Source organism: Ruegeria sp. AI3 (genome assembly GCF_056541245.1).
Genome location: NZ_JBQFYA010000002.1, coordinates 184,083 through 198,514 on the forward strand (window position 1 = coordinate 184,083; position 14,432 = coordinate 198,514).

General features: G+C 60.4%; 10 protein-coding genes. 3 read left to right on the forward strand and 7 right to left on the reverse strand.

Annotation, left to right across the window (positions count from 1 at the left end; all coding sequences use genetic code 11):
• Nucleotides 1-62 precede the first annotated feature (62 nt).
• The 4 genes from ACRZ95_RS04695 to ACRZ95_RS04710 all read right to left on the reverse strand — a co-directional run bounded on the left by ACRZ95_RS04695 (nt 63) and on the right by ACRZ95_RS04710 (nt 6,665).
• On the reverse strand, nt 63-2,624 hold the full coding sequence (locus ACRZ95_RS04695) for a pyruvate, phosphate dikinase (RefSeq protein ID WP_170677606.1): 2,562 nt from the start codon (nt 2,622-2,624) through the stop codon (nt 63-65).
• Nucleotides 2,625-2,692: 68 nt separating this feature from the next.
• Nucleotides 2,693-4,912, reverse strand: a complete 2,220-nt coding sequence (gene glyS / locus ACRZ95_RS04700) for a glycine--tRNA ligase subunit beta (RefSeq protein ID WP_170677604.1) — start codon at nt 4,910-4,912, stop codon at nt 2,693-2,695.
• Nucleotides 4,913-4,921: 9 nt separating this feature from the next.
• Nucleotides 4,922-6,133, reverse strand: coding sequence for a sodium/glutamate symporter (gene gltS / locus ACRZ95_RS04705; RefSeq protein ID WP_170677602.1), 1,212 nt, complete (start codon nt 6,131-6,133; stop codon nt 4,922-4,924).
• A 10-nt stretch (nt 6,134-6,143) separates the two neighbouring features.
• Complete coding sequence (locus ACRZ95_RS04710) at nt 6,144-6,665, reverse strand: DUF6446 family protein (RefSeq protein WP_170677600.1); 522 nt, start codon at nt 6,663-6,665, stop codon at nt 6,144-6,146.
• 79 nt (nt 6,666-6,744) lie between these two features.
• Here ACRZ95_RS04710 and ACRZ95_RS04715 point away from each other — a divergent pair, with 79 nt between their 5' ends.
• The gene (locus ACRZ95_RS04715; protein WP_170677598.1) at nt 6,745-7,377 is read left to right on the forward strand and encodes a MarC family protein; all 633 of its coding nucleotides are present in this window, start codon (nt 6,745-6,747) and stop codon (nt 7,375-7,377) included.
• 8 nt (nt 7,378-7,385) lie between these two features.
• Here ACRZ95_RS04715 and ACRZ95_RS04720 read toward each other — a convergent pair whose 3' ends face one another.
• A complete protein-coding gene (locus ACRZ95_RS04720) occupies nt 7,386-8,315 on the reverse strand; it encodes a glycine--tRNA ligase subunit alpha (protein ID WP_170376388.1) in 930 nt (309 codons plus the stop codon).
• 205 nt (nt 8,316-8,520) lie between these two features.
• On the opposite strand from ACRZ95_RS04720, the gene ACRZ95_RS04725 reads away from it, so the two are divergent.
• Entirely contained in the window at nt 8,521-10,260 is a 1,740-nt protein-coding gene (locus ACRZ95_RS04725) for a serine protease (protein WP_170677596.1), read from the forward strand.
• Between the two features lie 60 nt (nt 10,261-10,320).
• On the opposite strand, the gene ACRZ95_RS04730 is transcribed toward ACRZ95_RS04725, so the two are convergent.
• Together ACRZ95_RS04730 and ACRZ95_RS04735 are read right to left on the reverse strand one after the other, a co-directional pair.
• Nucleotides 10,321-11,895 (reverse strand): 5-guanidino-2-oxopentanoate decarboxylase, encoded by a 1,575-nt coding sequence (locus ACRZ95_RS04730; RefSeq protein WP_170677594.1) that lies wholly within the window; start codon nt 11,893-11,895, stop codon nt 10,321-10,323.
• The gene (locus tag ACRZ95_RS04735; protein ID WP_170376382.1) at nt 11,895-13,343 is read right to left on the reverse strand and encodes a TrkH family potassium uptake protein; all 1,449 of its coding nucleotides are present in this window, start codon (nt 13,341-13,343) and stop codon (nt 11,895-11,897) included. The genes ACRZ95_RS04730 and ACRZ95_RS04735 overlap by 1 nt, the downstream gene beginning before the upstream one ends.
• Between ACRZ95_RS04735 and ACRZ95_RS04740 the strand changes: the two genes are divergently transcribed.
• Nucleotides 13,342-14,412, forward strand: coding sequence for a hypothetical protein (locus tag ACRZ95_RS04740; protein WP_170677592.1), 1,071 nt, complete (start codon nt 13,342-13,344; stop codon nt 14,410-14,412). The two genes, ACRZ95_RS04735 and ACRZ95_RS04740, sit on opposite strands and share 2 nt — an antisense overlap.
• Nucleotides 14,413-14,432 lie beyond the last annotated feature (20 nt).

Here is a 14,432-nt window from a genome sequence, read left to right on the forward strand (position 1 = left end):
AGAAAAACAATTCCGCCACAAGTTCGCTTATTGACCACTAATCATTGGGTTTCATGCTGCTGTCAACCCCCAAGTCTGGACGAAATCGCCAGTTGAGCGGCAGCCAGCCGAGCGACCGGTACCCGGAACGGAGAGCAGGACACATAGTCAAAGCCAAGATCGCGGCAAATGGCGATTGATTCGGGGTTTCCGCCGTGTTCTCCGCAGACTGAAAGGGTCACATCGGGTTGGGCCGCGCGCCCCCTCTCAGACCCGAGCTTGAGCAATTCGCCAACCCCGTCCGCGTCCAAAACATGGAACGGGTCCTCGGTGAAGACCCCCTGCCGGACATAGGCCGACATGAAACGCCCCGCGTCGTCGCGTGAAAGACCATAGGTCATCTGGGTCAGGTCGTTGGTTCCGAAGCTTAAGAAGGCGGTGTTGGGCGCAATCTCTTCAGCACGCAGGCAGGCGCGCGGTGTTTCGACCATCACGCCGAGGCGGTATTCGAACTCTTGCCCCTGCTCCGCTGCTACTGCGGCCGCCACCGAGTCGATGCGGGATTTGACCAGCTCGACCTCTCGCTTGGCCGAAACCAGCGGGATCATCACCTCAGGCACGACCGGCGCGCCGTTCTTGCGGGCCTCCAGCGTAGCTTCAAAGATCGCGCGGGCCTGCATGTCGTAGATTTCGGGCACCGTAACGCCCAGGCGAACCCCGCGCAGACCCAGCATCGGGTTGTATTCGGTCATTGCGGAGACACGACGCTCCACATCCGAGACAGGCAGATCCAGCGCTTCGGCCAGTTCGCGCTGGCCACCGCGGGTGGTGGGCAGGAATTCGTGCAGCGGCGGGTCAAACAGACGAATGCAGACCGGCTGCCCTTCCATGATACGGAAAAGCTGCACGAAATCGTCGCGCTGCATGGGCAGCAAACGCTCCAACACGGCAGCCCGGCCCGAGGAGGTCTGCGCAAAGATCATCTCGCGCATCACGATCAAGCGGCCGGGATCAAAGAACATGTGCTCGGTCCGGCACAGGCCGATGCCCTGCGCCTGAAAGTTCCGCGCGGTCTGCGCATCTGCAGGGGTATCGGCATTGGCGCGGATTTCGATGTCCCGCTCGGCATCCGCCCAGCCCATGAGAGTCTGGAAACAGTCGTCCAGTGCGGCCTCGAGCATCTCGGGTTGCCCCGCCAGAACCTGCCCCGAGCTTCCGTCAATCGTCAGAATATCACCGGTCTTGAACACCCGCCCATCCGGAGTCGTCAGCATTTTTTTCTTGGTCTGGAACCGCATTTCAGACGCGCCGACGATACAGGGCAGCCCCAAACCCCGCCCAATCACGGCGGCATGGCTGGTCATACCGCCCTTTTCGGTCAGAACGGCAACGGCGGCATGCATGCCCCGCACATCCTCGGGCGAGGTTTCGCGGCGCACCAGAACACAGGCCTCACCCCGTGCGGCGCTGGCTTGCGCCTCGGCGGCCGTAAACACGATCTTGCCGGTCGACGCCCCCGGACTTGCGCCAATCGCGGTGGTCAGCACATCCCGCTCGGCCTCGGGGTGAACCTGCCGGTGCAGCAGCTCGTTCAGGGCATGAGGGTCCACGCGCATCACCGCCTCTTGTGGCGGGATGATACCGTCTTCAGCCAGCCGCACCGCAATCCGCATCGCCGCGCGCGAAGTCCGCTGAACACGCACGCCGTCCAGAATATGCACACTGCCGTTCTGGATCACGAATTCGACCTGCATTTCCTCGCGCAGCTTCTCGCGCATCAAAGCGGCCTGGGCTTTCAAATCAGCAAATGCGTTGGGCGCCACTTCTTCCAGAGACGGTCCCCGCGGGTCTTTCTCAAGATAAAGCGCCGAGACGTCTTCGCCCAACGCATCCCGCCCCTGGCTCTGGCTCAAATAACGGCCGGTGATCTGAGGCATACCGGTGGTCGGATCCACCAGCTGCAACACACCCGAGCCGCATTCGCCCTGCCCGACGCCTGGGATCATCTCTTGGATGACCAGCCCTAGCCCGGCATCGGCCGGTGCCCCTTTGGCCTGACGCAACAGGCGCGCCGAGGTGCCATCCCACGCTCGCGCCATCGAGCGCAGAACGCCAATCAACTGCTCACCACGATCCTCGGGGAAAACCTCATCGGTCTCATCCTCATAGGCGTGCAGAGTGCGCTTCAACCCCGCGACACCATCCTCGTCGATCTCGTCAAACACATCCGCATCCAGACGCGCCACATGTATCGCATAGCTTTGCACAAAGCGCAGATACATGGCTGCGGCAGGCTCATCACCCATCGAGTTCGACAGCTCGGCAAACCGCGCTTCGTTCATGCCGATATTCAGAACCGCACCGGGGCCGCCCCAATCAGGGTCCTCGGAACTGGGGCGCACACACAACAAGGCCGTCGGCTCGAATTGCTCAAGGATCGCCGCCAGATCGGGGATTTGTCCTTCGGCGATGCGCTGCACCGCGTCAAAAGACAACGCGACCGTGCGCGGCACCGGCATCTCCAACCGGACCAGACGTTGCAGGCACTTTGCCCGCCCCCCATGGGTGTGCGGGGCAACGGGCGCGGTGGACGTGATGAGTGTGGTATGCGGATTATTCTGCACTGCGGCACCTTTTGGTTTCACCGCAGCATAGGCCCATGCGCCAGTCGCGCAAGGGTGATCTGGGCGCGCAAATCCGCGCGCCCGGGCCTTTAGCCTTCGATCTTGGTCAGATCGGCAACGCTGGAACAGACCGTGCGGATCTGGCTGAGCAAGTTCAGACGGTTGCGGCGGAGGATGTCATTGTCGGTGTTGACCTGCACATCCTCAAAGAACGCATCCACCGGCCCACGCAGCGCGGCCATGGCCGCCATGGCGATTGGGAAATCCTCGGCCCTGAGCGCCGGATCAATCTGCTCCTGCGCCGCGTCAAGCGCCGAGAACAGAGTCTTTTCGCTGTCCGTCTCGGCGAATTTCACATCCGCACCGTAGGAGTATTCGACCCCGTCCTTCTCTTCGGCCTGCGTCAGGATGTTGTTGGCCCGCTTGAACCCCTGCACGAGGTTTTCCCCATCCTCGGTCGCGATCACCGCGTTCAGTGCGCGGGCGCGTTTGACCAGTAGGTTGAGGTCATCATTGCCGTCCATCGCAATACAGGCGTCGATGACGTCGTGACGGATGCCCTCATCACGGAGGAAGACTTTAAGGCGGTCGTGGAAGAACGACAGGAGATCGTCAGATGCGTCTGGGACCTTTTTCTCAAGTTCAAGAAAAGCTGCCGCAGGCAAATCGTCTACTCTTTCTCTTACGGTCTGGAATGCAGCGCCAAAGACACCTCGTTCGGCGATTTCTTCCAATAGATCAAGAACATTGGCTTCCGGCAGCGCCTCGTTGATTGCGCTTTCTGCTCGTATCAGTTGGCTGTCAAAGAACCGATCCAAAGACAGCCGCAGATCGTTTTCGAGGATCAATCGAGTTACACCCAAAGCAGCACGACGCAGAGCAAACGGGTCTTTCGAGCCGGTCGGCTTCTCATCAATCGCCCAGAACCCGGTCAGCGTGTCCAGCTTGTCGGCCAGCGCCACGGTCACCGAAAGCGGTGCGGTCGGCACGTCATCTGACGGGCCAAGCGGCGAGTAGTGATCCTGTGCCACAGCGGCCACGGCGGCGTCCTCGCCTGCTGCTTCGATGTAATAGCGGCCCATAAGACCCTGAAGTTCGGGGAATTCATAGACCATCTCGGAACTCAGATCGGCCTTGGACAGACGCGCGGCTTTTTCGGCCTGATCTGCATCCGCTCCGGTCACCGGGGCCAGTTCACGTGCCAGCGCAGCGATGCGGTCGATGCGTTCCGCCTGTGTGCCCAGCTTGTTGTGGAAGGTCACATTCTCCAGCGCGCGGGTCCATTGGGCGACGTCCGATTTGGCGACGCGTAGGTCGTTCTCCCAGAAGAACTTGGCATCCGCCAGACGGGCCGAAAGGACCTTCTGGTTCCCGGCCAGAATGGTCGCGCCATTGTCAGCAGTTTCGCGGTTGGCGACGGTGATGAAACGCTCGATCCGGCCGGTTTTGGGGTTCTTCACGGAAAAGAACTTCTGGTGCTCTTTCATCGAGGTCTGCAGCACCTCAGGCGGCAGGTCGAGGAATTCGTCGTCAATCTGCCCCATCAGCACCACGGGCCATTCGACCAGACCAGCGACCTCGGCTAGCAGGCCTTTGTCGTCGACCACTTCCAGACCGGCGGCAAAGGCCATGTTCTGGGCGTCGTTCCAGATATGCTCGGCACGTTCCTCGGGCGACAACACCACAAAGGCGCGTTTGAGTTTGGCGGCGTAATCCTCGAACGAGGTGACGGCAAAACGGTTCGGGGCCATGAATCGGTGGCCCTCAGTCGTATCGCCCGAGGTGATGCCTTCGACCTCAAGCGGAACGACTTGCACGCCCGCCTCATCGGTCAGGACGCACAGGATCGAGTGCAAAGGCCGCACCCAGCGCATCGGGCCAGAGCCCCAGCGCATCGACTTGGGCCATGGGAAGTTGCGGATCGTGGCCTCAAGCACTTCGGCCACGATCTCAGCCGCCGGGCGTCCGGGCTTTTCGATCTGGGCGAAATAGACCGCACCCTTGGGCGTGTCACGTTCTTCCAACTGATCACGGGTCAAGCCAGCGCCGCGCAGGAAGCCTTCGATCGCTTTGTCAGGCGCACCGACCTTGGGGCCTTTGCGTTCCTCACGGATCGTGGGGCTCTCAGACAGCAGCCCTTCGACTGCCAAAGTCAGGCGACGCGGCGTGGTCAGGGCGGCGGAAGAGGCATAGGTCAGACCGGCCTCGACCAAACCATCGGTGATCCGCTTTTTCAGGTCCTCACCCGCGCGGGTCTGCATACGCGCGGGGATCTCCTCGGAAAACAGTTCGATCAGCAGGTCGGGCATTTTCGGTCCTTAGAAATTTACGATCGTCTGGATGACGATGGCATTGGCGATATCCACAAAGAATGCGGATACAAGGGGCAGCACGATAAAGGCAATAGGTGATGGACCATATCGCTTGGTTACTGCGGTCATATTCGCAATAGCAGTGGGGGTTGCACCTAACGCGAAGCCTCCGAACCCCGCAGCCAACACGGCGGCGCGATAGTTTGCGCCCATGACCGGGAACAGCACCCACAACACGAAAACCACCGTGAACAGGGTTTGGGCGGACATGATGACGACGATGGCCATGCCAAGCTCGGCGATGGTCCAGAGCTGAAGGCTCATCAGTGACATGGCCAGAAACGCGCCCAAGGCAAATTCCGAGATCAACGCCAGCGATGGCGTGCGCGATACCGGTGGGGCCGACGGTGCCACTAAGGCGCGTAGATTGGCGATGACGATTCCCATGATCAAACATGGCACAAATAGCGGCAGCTTTAGACCGGCTGCCGAGATCGCTTCGCCCAGAGAATAACCCGCAATGATCGCGAGGTTGAGATGCAGCAAAACGCGCATGATCGACACGTGGTCGATATCGAGCGCCCTGCCTTCTGTTTCGTCCGGCAATCCGACACTGGGCCCTTCGTCCGGACGGTCGGGGCTGAGATTGCGCCCTTCAACCAGCAACCGCGCAATCGGTCCACCGACCAGGGCGGCCAGAACCAAACCTAGCGTTGCAACGGCAACACCCAACTCGGTCGTGCTGTCCAACCCTGTCGCCCGCGCAACTTCGGGCGCCCATGCGATTGCGGTCCCGTGCCCGCCGATCAGCGCCGCCGAGCCGAACAGAACACCCGCCTGCGCCGGATAACCAAACATGGAAGCGCCAGCCGCACCGATCACGTTTTGCGCAACGATCGTCACGAGGGTCAGGATCAAAAGCAAAAACAGCGGCTTGCCGCCCGAAATCAGGTCCGACAGACGTGCATTCAATCCGATCCCGGCAAAAAATACGACCAGTAGAAAATCCCGCGTACCCAGCTCGAATGCGAGTTCAAGATCAAATATCAAATACAGCGCCAGAACGGCAAACGAAGCCAGCAACCCTCCGGTCACGGGTTCGGGGATGTTGAAATTGCGAAGTGCGGCGACGCGATCATTGATCCGTGCGCCAAGCAGGTAAACGGCAAAACCTAAGGTCGCCGTCAGAAACTCGGGGATTTCGACGACGTGCTGCATGGCGGTCTCCTTACTGCTGCGGTCTGGGTGGGCATTCCTCGCCGACCACGGTGCCATCATAGGCTTTTTCACCGCAATTGTTCAGGGAATGCCAGACAAAGCCTTGCCCATCTTCGGTGATCGCGACAATGCGGTCGACTCCGTAGTGGATATTCTTCGCGCTCATGTAGGCCTGCGCCTGCCCCGTCTTCAACGCTTCAGCCACGGCGGCCGCATCATAGCAATCAAACCAACCCGGAGCGGTCAGGGGCTCTGCATTCTCGACCGGCATGAAACCTAACAATTGTTCTTCGGAGAGATCCGTGTTGAAACAGGCTCGATACCGGATCGGAGAGCTATCGGCATCAATCGCCTGAAAAGAAGAATAGGCAATCGGCTGGGGAGTTTCGCCATCCACAGGCAACAGGGCGACGTCCTGTCCGGGCTTCGGTTCGACCTCATAATAAAAGCCGTAGACTTGCAGGTAATACATGCCCGCCCCGGCCATCACAGCCGAAAGCCCCAGAATGATCGCAAGCAATTTTCCCGTCATTGTCTTAGGCTGCCTCTTTCAAGTTCCTGAAAAATGGGACAGGTTTCGCAGTAAAACTTTAAACCACAAGGGTGTTTTCATGGAATCGACCCTCGCCGTTGGGTTCTTTGGTGCGCTGTTTGCGATCATGAACCCGATCACCAACCTGCCTGTGTTCCTGAGTGTTACGCAGGACCTGCCCCCTACGGATCAACGTAAAGTCGCAGTCAAAACCGCGCTCTACTGTTTGATCCTGGGCGGTGCGTTCGCGGCCATTGGCAGTCAGACGCTGAGCCTGTTCGGCATCAGCGTAGACCATCTGCGCGTCGCCGGAGGGTTGGTCGTGCTTATGATCGGCCTGAACATGCTGAACGGCAACGAAAGCACCTCGCATCACGGAACGGACGGAGAAAAAGAGGCCTATCCTGCGCCTGACACGGTCGCGTTCTACCCGCTGGCCTTTCCCATTCTGGTCGGTCCAGGCACGATCACAACCCTGATCCTGTACGCGCATCACGTCAAAAATCCGCTTGAAGCTGTTGTTTTTGCAAGTGTATTCCTGACAGTCGTCGCCTTGCTTCTGGTCACCTTCTGGAATGCCCCGTGGCTGTCCAAACGTCTTTCGAGCAACGCACGCGTCATCATGAGCCGCTTCATGGGCATGATCCTCTCGGCCATCGCCATCGGCATGATTTCTGACGGCCTCAAGGCATTGCTGCCCGGATTGGCCTGAGCGCTGCATCAGGCCTCGTACCCGGCGGCCTCGGTCAGAACGAACGCATCCGCACATTGCTTGGCCAGCGCTCGGACACGGCCGATATAGGCCTGGCGTTCAGTCACCGAGATCACCCCGCGCGCGTCCAGCAAGTTGAAAATGTGGCTGGCCTTGATGCACTGATCATAGGCCGGATGCGCCATCACGATGCGCTTGCCTGTTTTCGGATCATCATGCTGTTGCGCCAGAATGGTGGCGCATTCGGCCTCGGCCTCTTCGAAATGACGCAGCAGAACCTCGGTGTTGGCCACATCAAAGTTCCATCGGGCGTATTCCTCTTCGGTCTGCTTGAAGATGTCACCGTATGTCAGCGGGCTGGGGGACTGAGGGTCGTTGAACGGCATGTCCATCACGTGGTCGATGCCCAGCACATACATCGCCAGACGCTCCAGACCATAGGTCAGCTCGCCAGAAACTGGCGTGCAATCATGACCACCGACCTGCTGGAAATAGGTGAACTGGCTGACTTCCATACCGTCGCACCAGACCTCCCAACCTAGGCCCCAGGCGCCGAGGGTCGGGCTTTCCCAGTCGTCCTCGACAAAACGGATGTCGTGCAGCTCCATGTCGATGCCGATGGCCTCGAGGCTGCCCAGATACAGCTCTTGCAGGTCCGGCGGGCTGGGTTTGATCAGAACCTGATACTGATAGTAGTGCTGCAGGCGGTTCGGGTTCTCACCATAGCGCCCGTCCGTCGGACGGCGCGAAGGTTGAACATAGGCCGCGGCCCATGCCTTGGACCCCAGCGCGCGCAGGGTTGTCGCCGGGTGGAACGTCCCTGCCCCGACCTCCATGTCATAAGGCTGCAAAATCGCACAGCCTTTCGAGGCCCAATAGGTCTGAAGCCGCAGGATGATCTCCTGAAAAGAACGAGGTGCGCTGGACTGATCGGTCATGACATTCCCTTTGGGCGCGCCTGCGCCCGGTTCCGATGGGTTTGGCCCTTCCTATGCAAGGGGCCGAGGGGCGTCAACGGGCCAATAGGTCCCTGCTGTATCTGCGCTGCCACACCGCAAATTCCCCGCATTCTCGCCATGGCTTTCGCCACCCGAAATCGGGTATTCTGAGCAAAAGCATCAAAACTGCATAAACGGGCAGAAAATGACACGAGTATTTACGGCAATTTTATTGTTTCTTTTGGTCGGCCTGCGCGTCGCAACCGCCCAGCAAGATCAAGGTGTCTGGGTTCAGGTCGAGGCGCAGCCATCCCTGCGTGAGGCACAAGATCGTGCGCAGGACTACGCCCGCGCACTCCCTGACGTGAACGGTTTTCGCCTGGGCAGCGGTTGGTACGCCATTGTGATCGGCCCCTACCTGCGCAGCGACGCAGAACAGGTGCTGCGGGTTTACCGCGCCGAAGGACAAATTCCTCGCGACAGTTTCATCACTTTCTCAAGTTCCTTGGGCCAGCAGTACTGGCCGGTTGGCGCGAATGTGCTGAACCGGGGCACCGTCGCCCCGCCTGTTGAACCCGAACAGCCCTCCGTCGACACGCTGTCCGATGCAACCACGCAGTCGTCGGATGAAACCCGTGCCCAAGCGTTGCAATCTGAGCGTTTGCTGACGTCTCAGGAACGTAAGGACCTGCAGACAGCCCTTCAGGCCGCGGGGTTCTATAACTCGACCATAGACGGAGCCTTCGGCCAAGGCACACGTCGTTCGATGGCCGACTGGCAGAGTTTCAACGGATATGAGGCAACCGGCGTTCTGACCACCGTCCAACGCGCCGCATTGATTGAAGACTATAACGCTCCGCTAATCAGCGTCGGAATGGCGCGATACACCGACGATCAGGCCGGGATCTCGGTCGATCTGCCGCTGGAGGCCATCGCCTTTGACCGCAATGAGGCCCCGTTCGCGCATTTCAAAAGCACCTCTGACCTGAACGCACAGGCGTTGCTGATCAGTCAGGAGGGCGGCAAATCCACCCTGCGCGCGCTTTATGAGGTGATGCAATCGCTGGAAATCGTGCCGCTGGTCGGCCCACGAGAGCTGCGCGGTGATCGCTTTACGCTTGAGGGGCGTGGCAAGGGCATCGTCTCTTACACCGAAGCGGCGCTGAAGGATGGCAAGATCAAAGGCTTCACGCTGGTCTGGCCCGAGGGTGATGAGGCCCGACGCGCCCGTGTTCTGGCTGCGATGAAGGCCAACTTTGCCACCACCGACGCAGTTCTGGATTCCAGCGCTGGCGCGGATGCAGAGCAGCGCGTCGATCTGGTCTCGGGTCTTCAGGTTCGCAAACCGCGCCTGTCCCGTTCAGGCTTCTTTGCGGATGCGTCCGGCACTGTCCTGACCGTATCCGAGGCCGCCGACAGCTGCAGCCGTGTCACGCTGGAAGGCGATCAGGAGCTTCAGGTGGCCTGGACGGATGCCGATCTGGGCGTCTCTGTCCTGCGCCCGCGCAAGTCTTTGGCCCCGATCAACGTAGCCGAGTTCCGCTCTGACCAGCCGCGCATTCAGTCTGAGGTCGCGGTCTCCGGTTTCTCGTACGAAGGGGCTTTGGGGGCACCCACGCTGACCTTCGGTCAGATCGCGGATGTGCGTGGCCTGAACGGCGAAGCCGGTGTAAAACGTCTTGCTCTGGCTGCACAGCCGGGCGATGCCGGTGGTCCGGTCTTTGACGACAGTGGCAGCGTTGTCGGCATGCTGCTGCCCACCCAGTCCGAGGGCCGCACCCTGCCCGGCTCGGTCAGTCTGGCGGTTTCGACCCAAGGGCTGAATGACGTCCTGACACAAGCGGGCATCTCGGGCCAAGCGGCGCAAGAGACGGCTGAGATCTCACCCAACGAGCTGAGCCGCCGCGCCAATGGGATGACCGTTCTGGTGCATTGCTGGGACTAACAAGGTCCCCAAACTAAAAAAGCCGCTGCGCATCTGCGCGGCGGCTTTCTTGTTTTCTGACTACACAATGTCTGGCGTCACATAGATCAATGTCGGCCCCGAGGCCTGAAATGCGGCTTTGACTGCCTCCTGCATCTCATCCACAGTATTGGGCGCACTGGACAGCGCCCCGAACGCTTCGGCCAGTTTGCAGAAATCAGGATTTCGCGCCACAACCGCGTTGGGCGCGATCTGGCTGCGGACCATGCTGTCCTCAATCTCTTTCAGCTTGCCGTTGTCCCAGAGGATAATCGGCAAAGACAGGCCCAGTTCCACCGCCACACCCAGCTCTTGCATCGTGTAGTGGAACCCATAGTCCCCGGCGATCACAGCCGTCGGCCGACCCCGTCGCGCCACCGCCCCGCCAATGCCAGCGGGCAACGCATAGCCCAGGGTGCCAAAGCCGGTCGGATGGTGCCAATGATGGGGATATGCCATGTCCCAGACCTCTTTCGCGGCATAGGCGAATTGTGTCATGTCGGAATAAATCATCGTGTCGGCAGGCATCGCGGCGCGCAGCGCATCAACGACGGGCACAATGCCCGGGCGCTCAGCATCGACCTCGGCCCGCCAACGGGCGCGCGCCTCGGCGACTTCCTCAGCCGTCCAACCCGTCGCAGGTTTCGCGCTTTCAGTAACGGCCCACAGGGCGCGGGCAAAGCTGGCACTGTCGGCCTGAATTTTGACGGCGGCGCGATGGCGGTCGGACAGGACCTCGGGGTCCAGATCGACGCGGACCAGATGCGCCGAATGGCCAAGCTCTTCCCGCCAGAGGTCAACCTCGCCCAGCTCGGCCCCAACAGCGATCACCAGATCGGTCGAGGCGATCACCTCGGCGCTGCCGGGTCGAGGCAGCATCGCCCCGAAATCCAGCGGATAGTTCACACCGACCATGCCGCGCCCGGCATAAGTCGTGAAACAGGCTGCCCCCAGCTGAGTCAGGATTTGCCGCCATTCGTTCGACTTGCAACCACCACCCAGAATGAACAAGGGCCGTTTGGAGATGTTTAGCAAGGACACAACCGGCGCGACGTCCGGGACAAACACCTTGGGGCGCAAGGCCGGTTGGTTCGGGAATGGCGCGGGATCGGCATCGCCCTCAAGCTGTGCAATCGGCACCTGTATGTGCTTTGGCCGCGGACGAGAGAGTTCGAATTCCTCGAATGCCCGCTCAACCAGACCATAAGCGGCCTGCGCAGTGTTCGCTTGTGCCGACCAGTCCGCAACCGTGCCCGCTGCGCCTTGTTGGTCCTTCATCTGATGCAGCTGACCGCGCTGCGCCTGCGTCTCATCGAGACAGGATGACAGCACCAGCATCGGGACCGAGTCGCTATAGGCCTGCCCCATCGGTGTCATGATGTTGCACAGCCCCGGACCGGTGATGACATAGGCAACGCCCGGCTTACCCGTCGCCCGCGCATAACCATCGGCCATGAAACCGGCGCCCTGCTCATGCCGGGCCAGCACATGGGTGATCCCGGCCTCTTCTATGCCGCGATACATTTCCTGATTGTGGACGCCGGGGATGCCAAAAATCACATCCACGCCGCGATCCCTCAGCATGTGGGACAGCTGCGCACCAAGGGGTCTTTTCATCAGTCTCTCCAGAATTGGACGGTAAAGATTGCGTAGACGGCCAACAACTCAAGTCGGCCGACGAGCATGCCTGCGGTCAAGAGCCATTTCGCGGTATCGTTCAGGCCAGCGAAATTGCCCGCCGGGCCGATTTGGTTCCCCAGCCCCGGCCCGACATTGGCCAATGCCGTCGCGGCGCCCGAAACGGATGTGATGAAGTCCAGCCCGGTCAGCGCCAATGCCCAGGACAAAATCCCCATCGACAGGACGAAGAACATGAAAAAGCTCATGACTGAGGTCAGAACGTCTCGGCTGACAGGTCTGCCGTCGTAAAGCGGAACAAACACACCATGCGGCGACCGAATGCGCCGGATCTGCGTTTTGATTGACGCAAACAGAAGCTGATAGCGGAACACCTTGATCGAACAGGCGGTCGATCCGGCGCAGCCTCCGATCAGGCCGATCAGGAAGAACAGCATGATCGGGAAGCTGCCCCACAGCATGTAGTCGACACTGGCATAACCGGTGCCCGAGATGATCGAGGTGATGTTGAACAGCGACTCGCGCAGGGCCCTCTCCCAATGGTGCGGAAAGACCGAGGTCAGGAACACCGACATCACCACGACCAGAACCAGAATGGTTGCCAAAAAGGCCCGGATCTGACTGTCCTGCCATAGCGACGAGGTGTTGCCATTGGCCAGTTGCACGTAGCGTACGAAAGGCAATGCCGCGAGGATCATAAAGACCGAGGCCGCGTATTCTGCCGGGCCACTGAAGGTTGCAAACGAGCTGTCGTAGTTCGAAAATCCGCCCGTTGCGATGGTGGTCATGGCATGGACCGTCGCATCAAAGAATCCCATTCCGACGGCCGCATAGACAAGGCCGCAGGCCAGTGTCAGGAACACATAGATCAGCGAGATCTGGCCCGCGATCTCCTGCGCGCGGGGAAGGATTTTCCCCATGGTTTCAAACCCTTCCGAGCGGAAGATTTGCATACCACCGACTCGCAGCTCAGGCAGAAAAACCATAGCCACAACGATGATCCCGATGCCGCCCAGCCATTGCAGGATACCTCGCCACAGTAGCAGGCCCTGCGGCAGGTCATCCAGCCCCGAGATCACCGTCGATCCAGTGGTTGTCAGGCCAGACATCGCCTCGAAATATGCGTCGACGAAGCGTAGCTCGGTCTCACCGAACAAAAACGGGATTGCCCCGAAAACAGGCAGCGCGACCCAAACGCCCGACGTCAGCAAAAAGGTCTGACGGATGGTCAGACCTTCTCCTACGCCATTGGCGCAGCTCAGCGCAAGGACAACGCCAGTCAGAACGGTGATGATCGCGCTTTCAAGAAAGACATGCCACTCGCCCCGCCCCTCGATCATGTCGGCAAGCATAGGAAGCAGCATGGTCGCCCCCAGAATGGCGACCAGCATGCCAATCACATATCCGACCGGGCGAAGATCCATCATGACGCGCAGCGTTGGCGCGCCAGCCCGACCGTGTCAAGCAGATGACCCCGATTACTCGTCGGATTTCGCAACGACCTTGGGCATTGCGGGCGGTTTAGACGGCGCGCGCGTCTTGCGAGGGGCCGGTTTAGGGGGCTCTGTCGTCGCTGCAGCCGCTTTGGCCGGTGCCGCACTTGGTGCCTCGGCCGCGGGTTTTGGCGCAGTCTTGGGGGCCGCCGGAGTTTTGGCCGGTGCCGCCTTTTTAGCCACGGTCTTTGCCGGAGTTGCCTTAGCCTCAGGTTTAGGTGTTGCGGGCGCAGGGGCAGCCTTGGCCGAGGGTTTGGATGTCACCGGTGCAGGCGCTGCCTTGGCCGCTGGTTTTGTCTTTGCTGTTGCCGGGGTCGTCTTAGCAGCCGGTTTGGGCTTTGCTGCCGCCGGCGCAGCCTTAGCCGCCGGTTTAGGAGTCGCAGGTGCAGTGGAAGCTTTGGCGGCTGCGGGTTTTGCCGCCGGGCGCGGTTTGGCGGTGAATTTTGCAACCGGCTCCGCCTTAGGCTTCGATGCGGCGGGTTTGGATTGCACCTTCTTGGCAGTCGAGGCCCGCTTAGCCGGAGCAGGTTTTGCGGCAGGTTTGGCAACAGGTTTAGGTGAAGCCGCACGTTTTGCTGCAGGTTTGGCCGGCGCCGGCTCCGATGCTGTATTGCGCAGAGCGTGCAAGGGCGCCATCGGCAGTTCCATGGCCGACCGGGCCATGATCTGCATAATCTTCATCTGGCTGACCACGGCGTATCCAGCCACGCGCATTGCAGCCGCCTGCAGCTCCAACGGTTGGGAAATTGGGTTCATGACATGTCTCTCCTGTAAATGCGATGCAGCCGGAACACTGAGAGAGGGATGCCCAGTCCGCGCCGATCACTCGGGCGGTTGGCGGGGTCTTGCAGTCCAAGGCGTCGCACGTCTCGGCTTCCTTCCGGGGGCGGCACACCCGTTTTATAACGGGCAAGCGGCAGCTGCATTCCCTGCCTTAATAGCCCATTTACCACGCAGACGCAGCAGGTTTTGCTGCATTGCGGCGAAAAAGCGCTGTTTTTGAGAGGGCGCGGCTAAATTTTC

What these genes read in the sequence shown, in the direction of transcription:
- glyS (WP_170677604.1), bottom strand. Translation starts at nt 4,912, where the DNA reads ATGCCCGACCTGCTGATCGAACTGTTTTCCGAGGAGATCCCCGCGCGT.
- ACRZ95_RS04710 (WP_170677600.1), bottom strand. Translation starts at nt 6,665, where the DNA reads ATGACGGGAAAATTGCTTGCGATCATTCTGGGGCTTTCGGCTGTGATG.
- gltS (WP_170677602.1), bottom strand. Translation starts at nt 6,133, where the DNA reads ATGCAGCACGTCGTCGAAATCCCCGAGTTTCTGACGGCGACCTTAGGT.
- ACRZ95_RS04725 (WP_170677596.1), top strand. Translation starts at nt 8,521, where the DNA reads ATGACACGAGTATTTACGGCAATTTTATTGTTTCTTTTGGTCGGCCTG.
- ACRZ95_RS04740 (WP_170677592.1), top strand. Translation starts at nt 13,342, where the DNA reads ATGACGCGCAGCGTTGGCGCGCCAGCCCGACCGTGTCAAGCAGATGAC.
- ACRZ95_RS04730 (WP_170677594.1), bottom strand. Translation starts at nt 11,895, where the DNA reads ATGAAAAGACCCCTTGGTGCGCAGCTGTCCCACATGCTGAGGGATCGC.
- ACRZ95_RS04720 (WP_170376388.1), bottom strand. Translation starts at nt 8,315, where the DNA reads ATGACCGATCAGTCCAGCGCACCTCGTTCTTTTCAGGAGATCATCCTG.
- ACRZ95_RS04735 (WP_170376382.1), bottom strand. Translation starts at nt 13,343, where the DNA reads ATGATGGATCTTCGCCCGGTCGGATATGTGATTGGCATGCTGGTCGCC.
- ACRZ95_RS04715 (WP_170677598.1), top strand. Translation starts at nt 6,745, where the DNA reads ATGGAATCGACCCTCGCCGTTGGGTTCTTTGGTGCGCTGTTTGCGATC.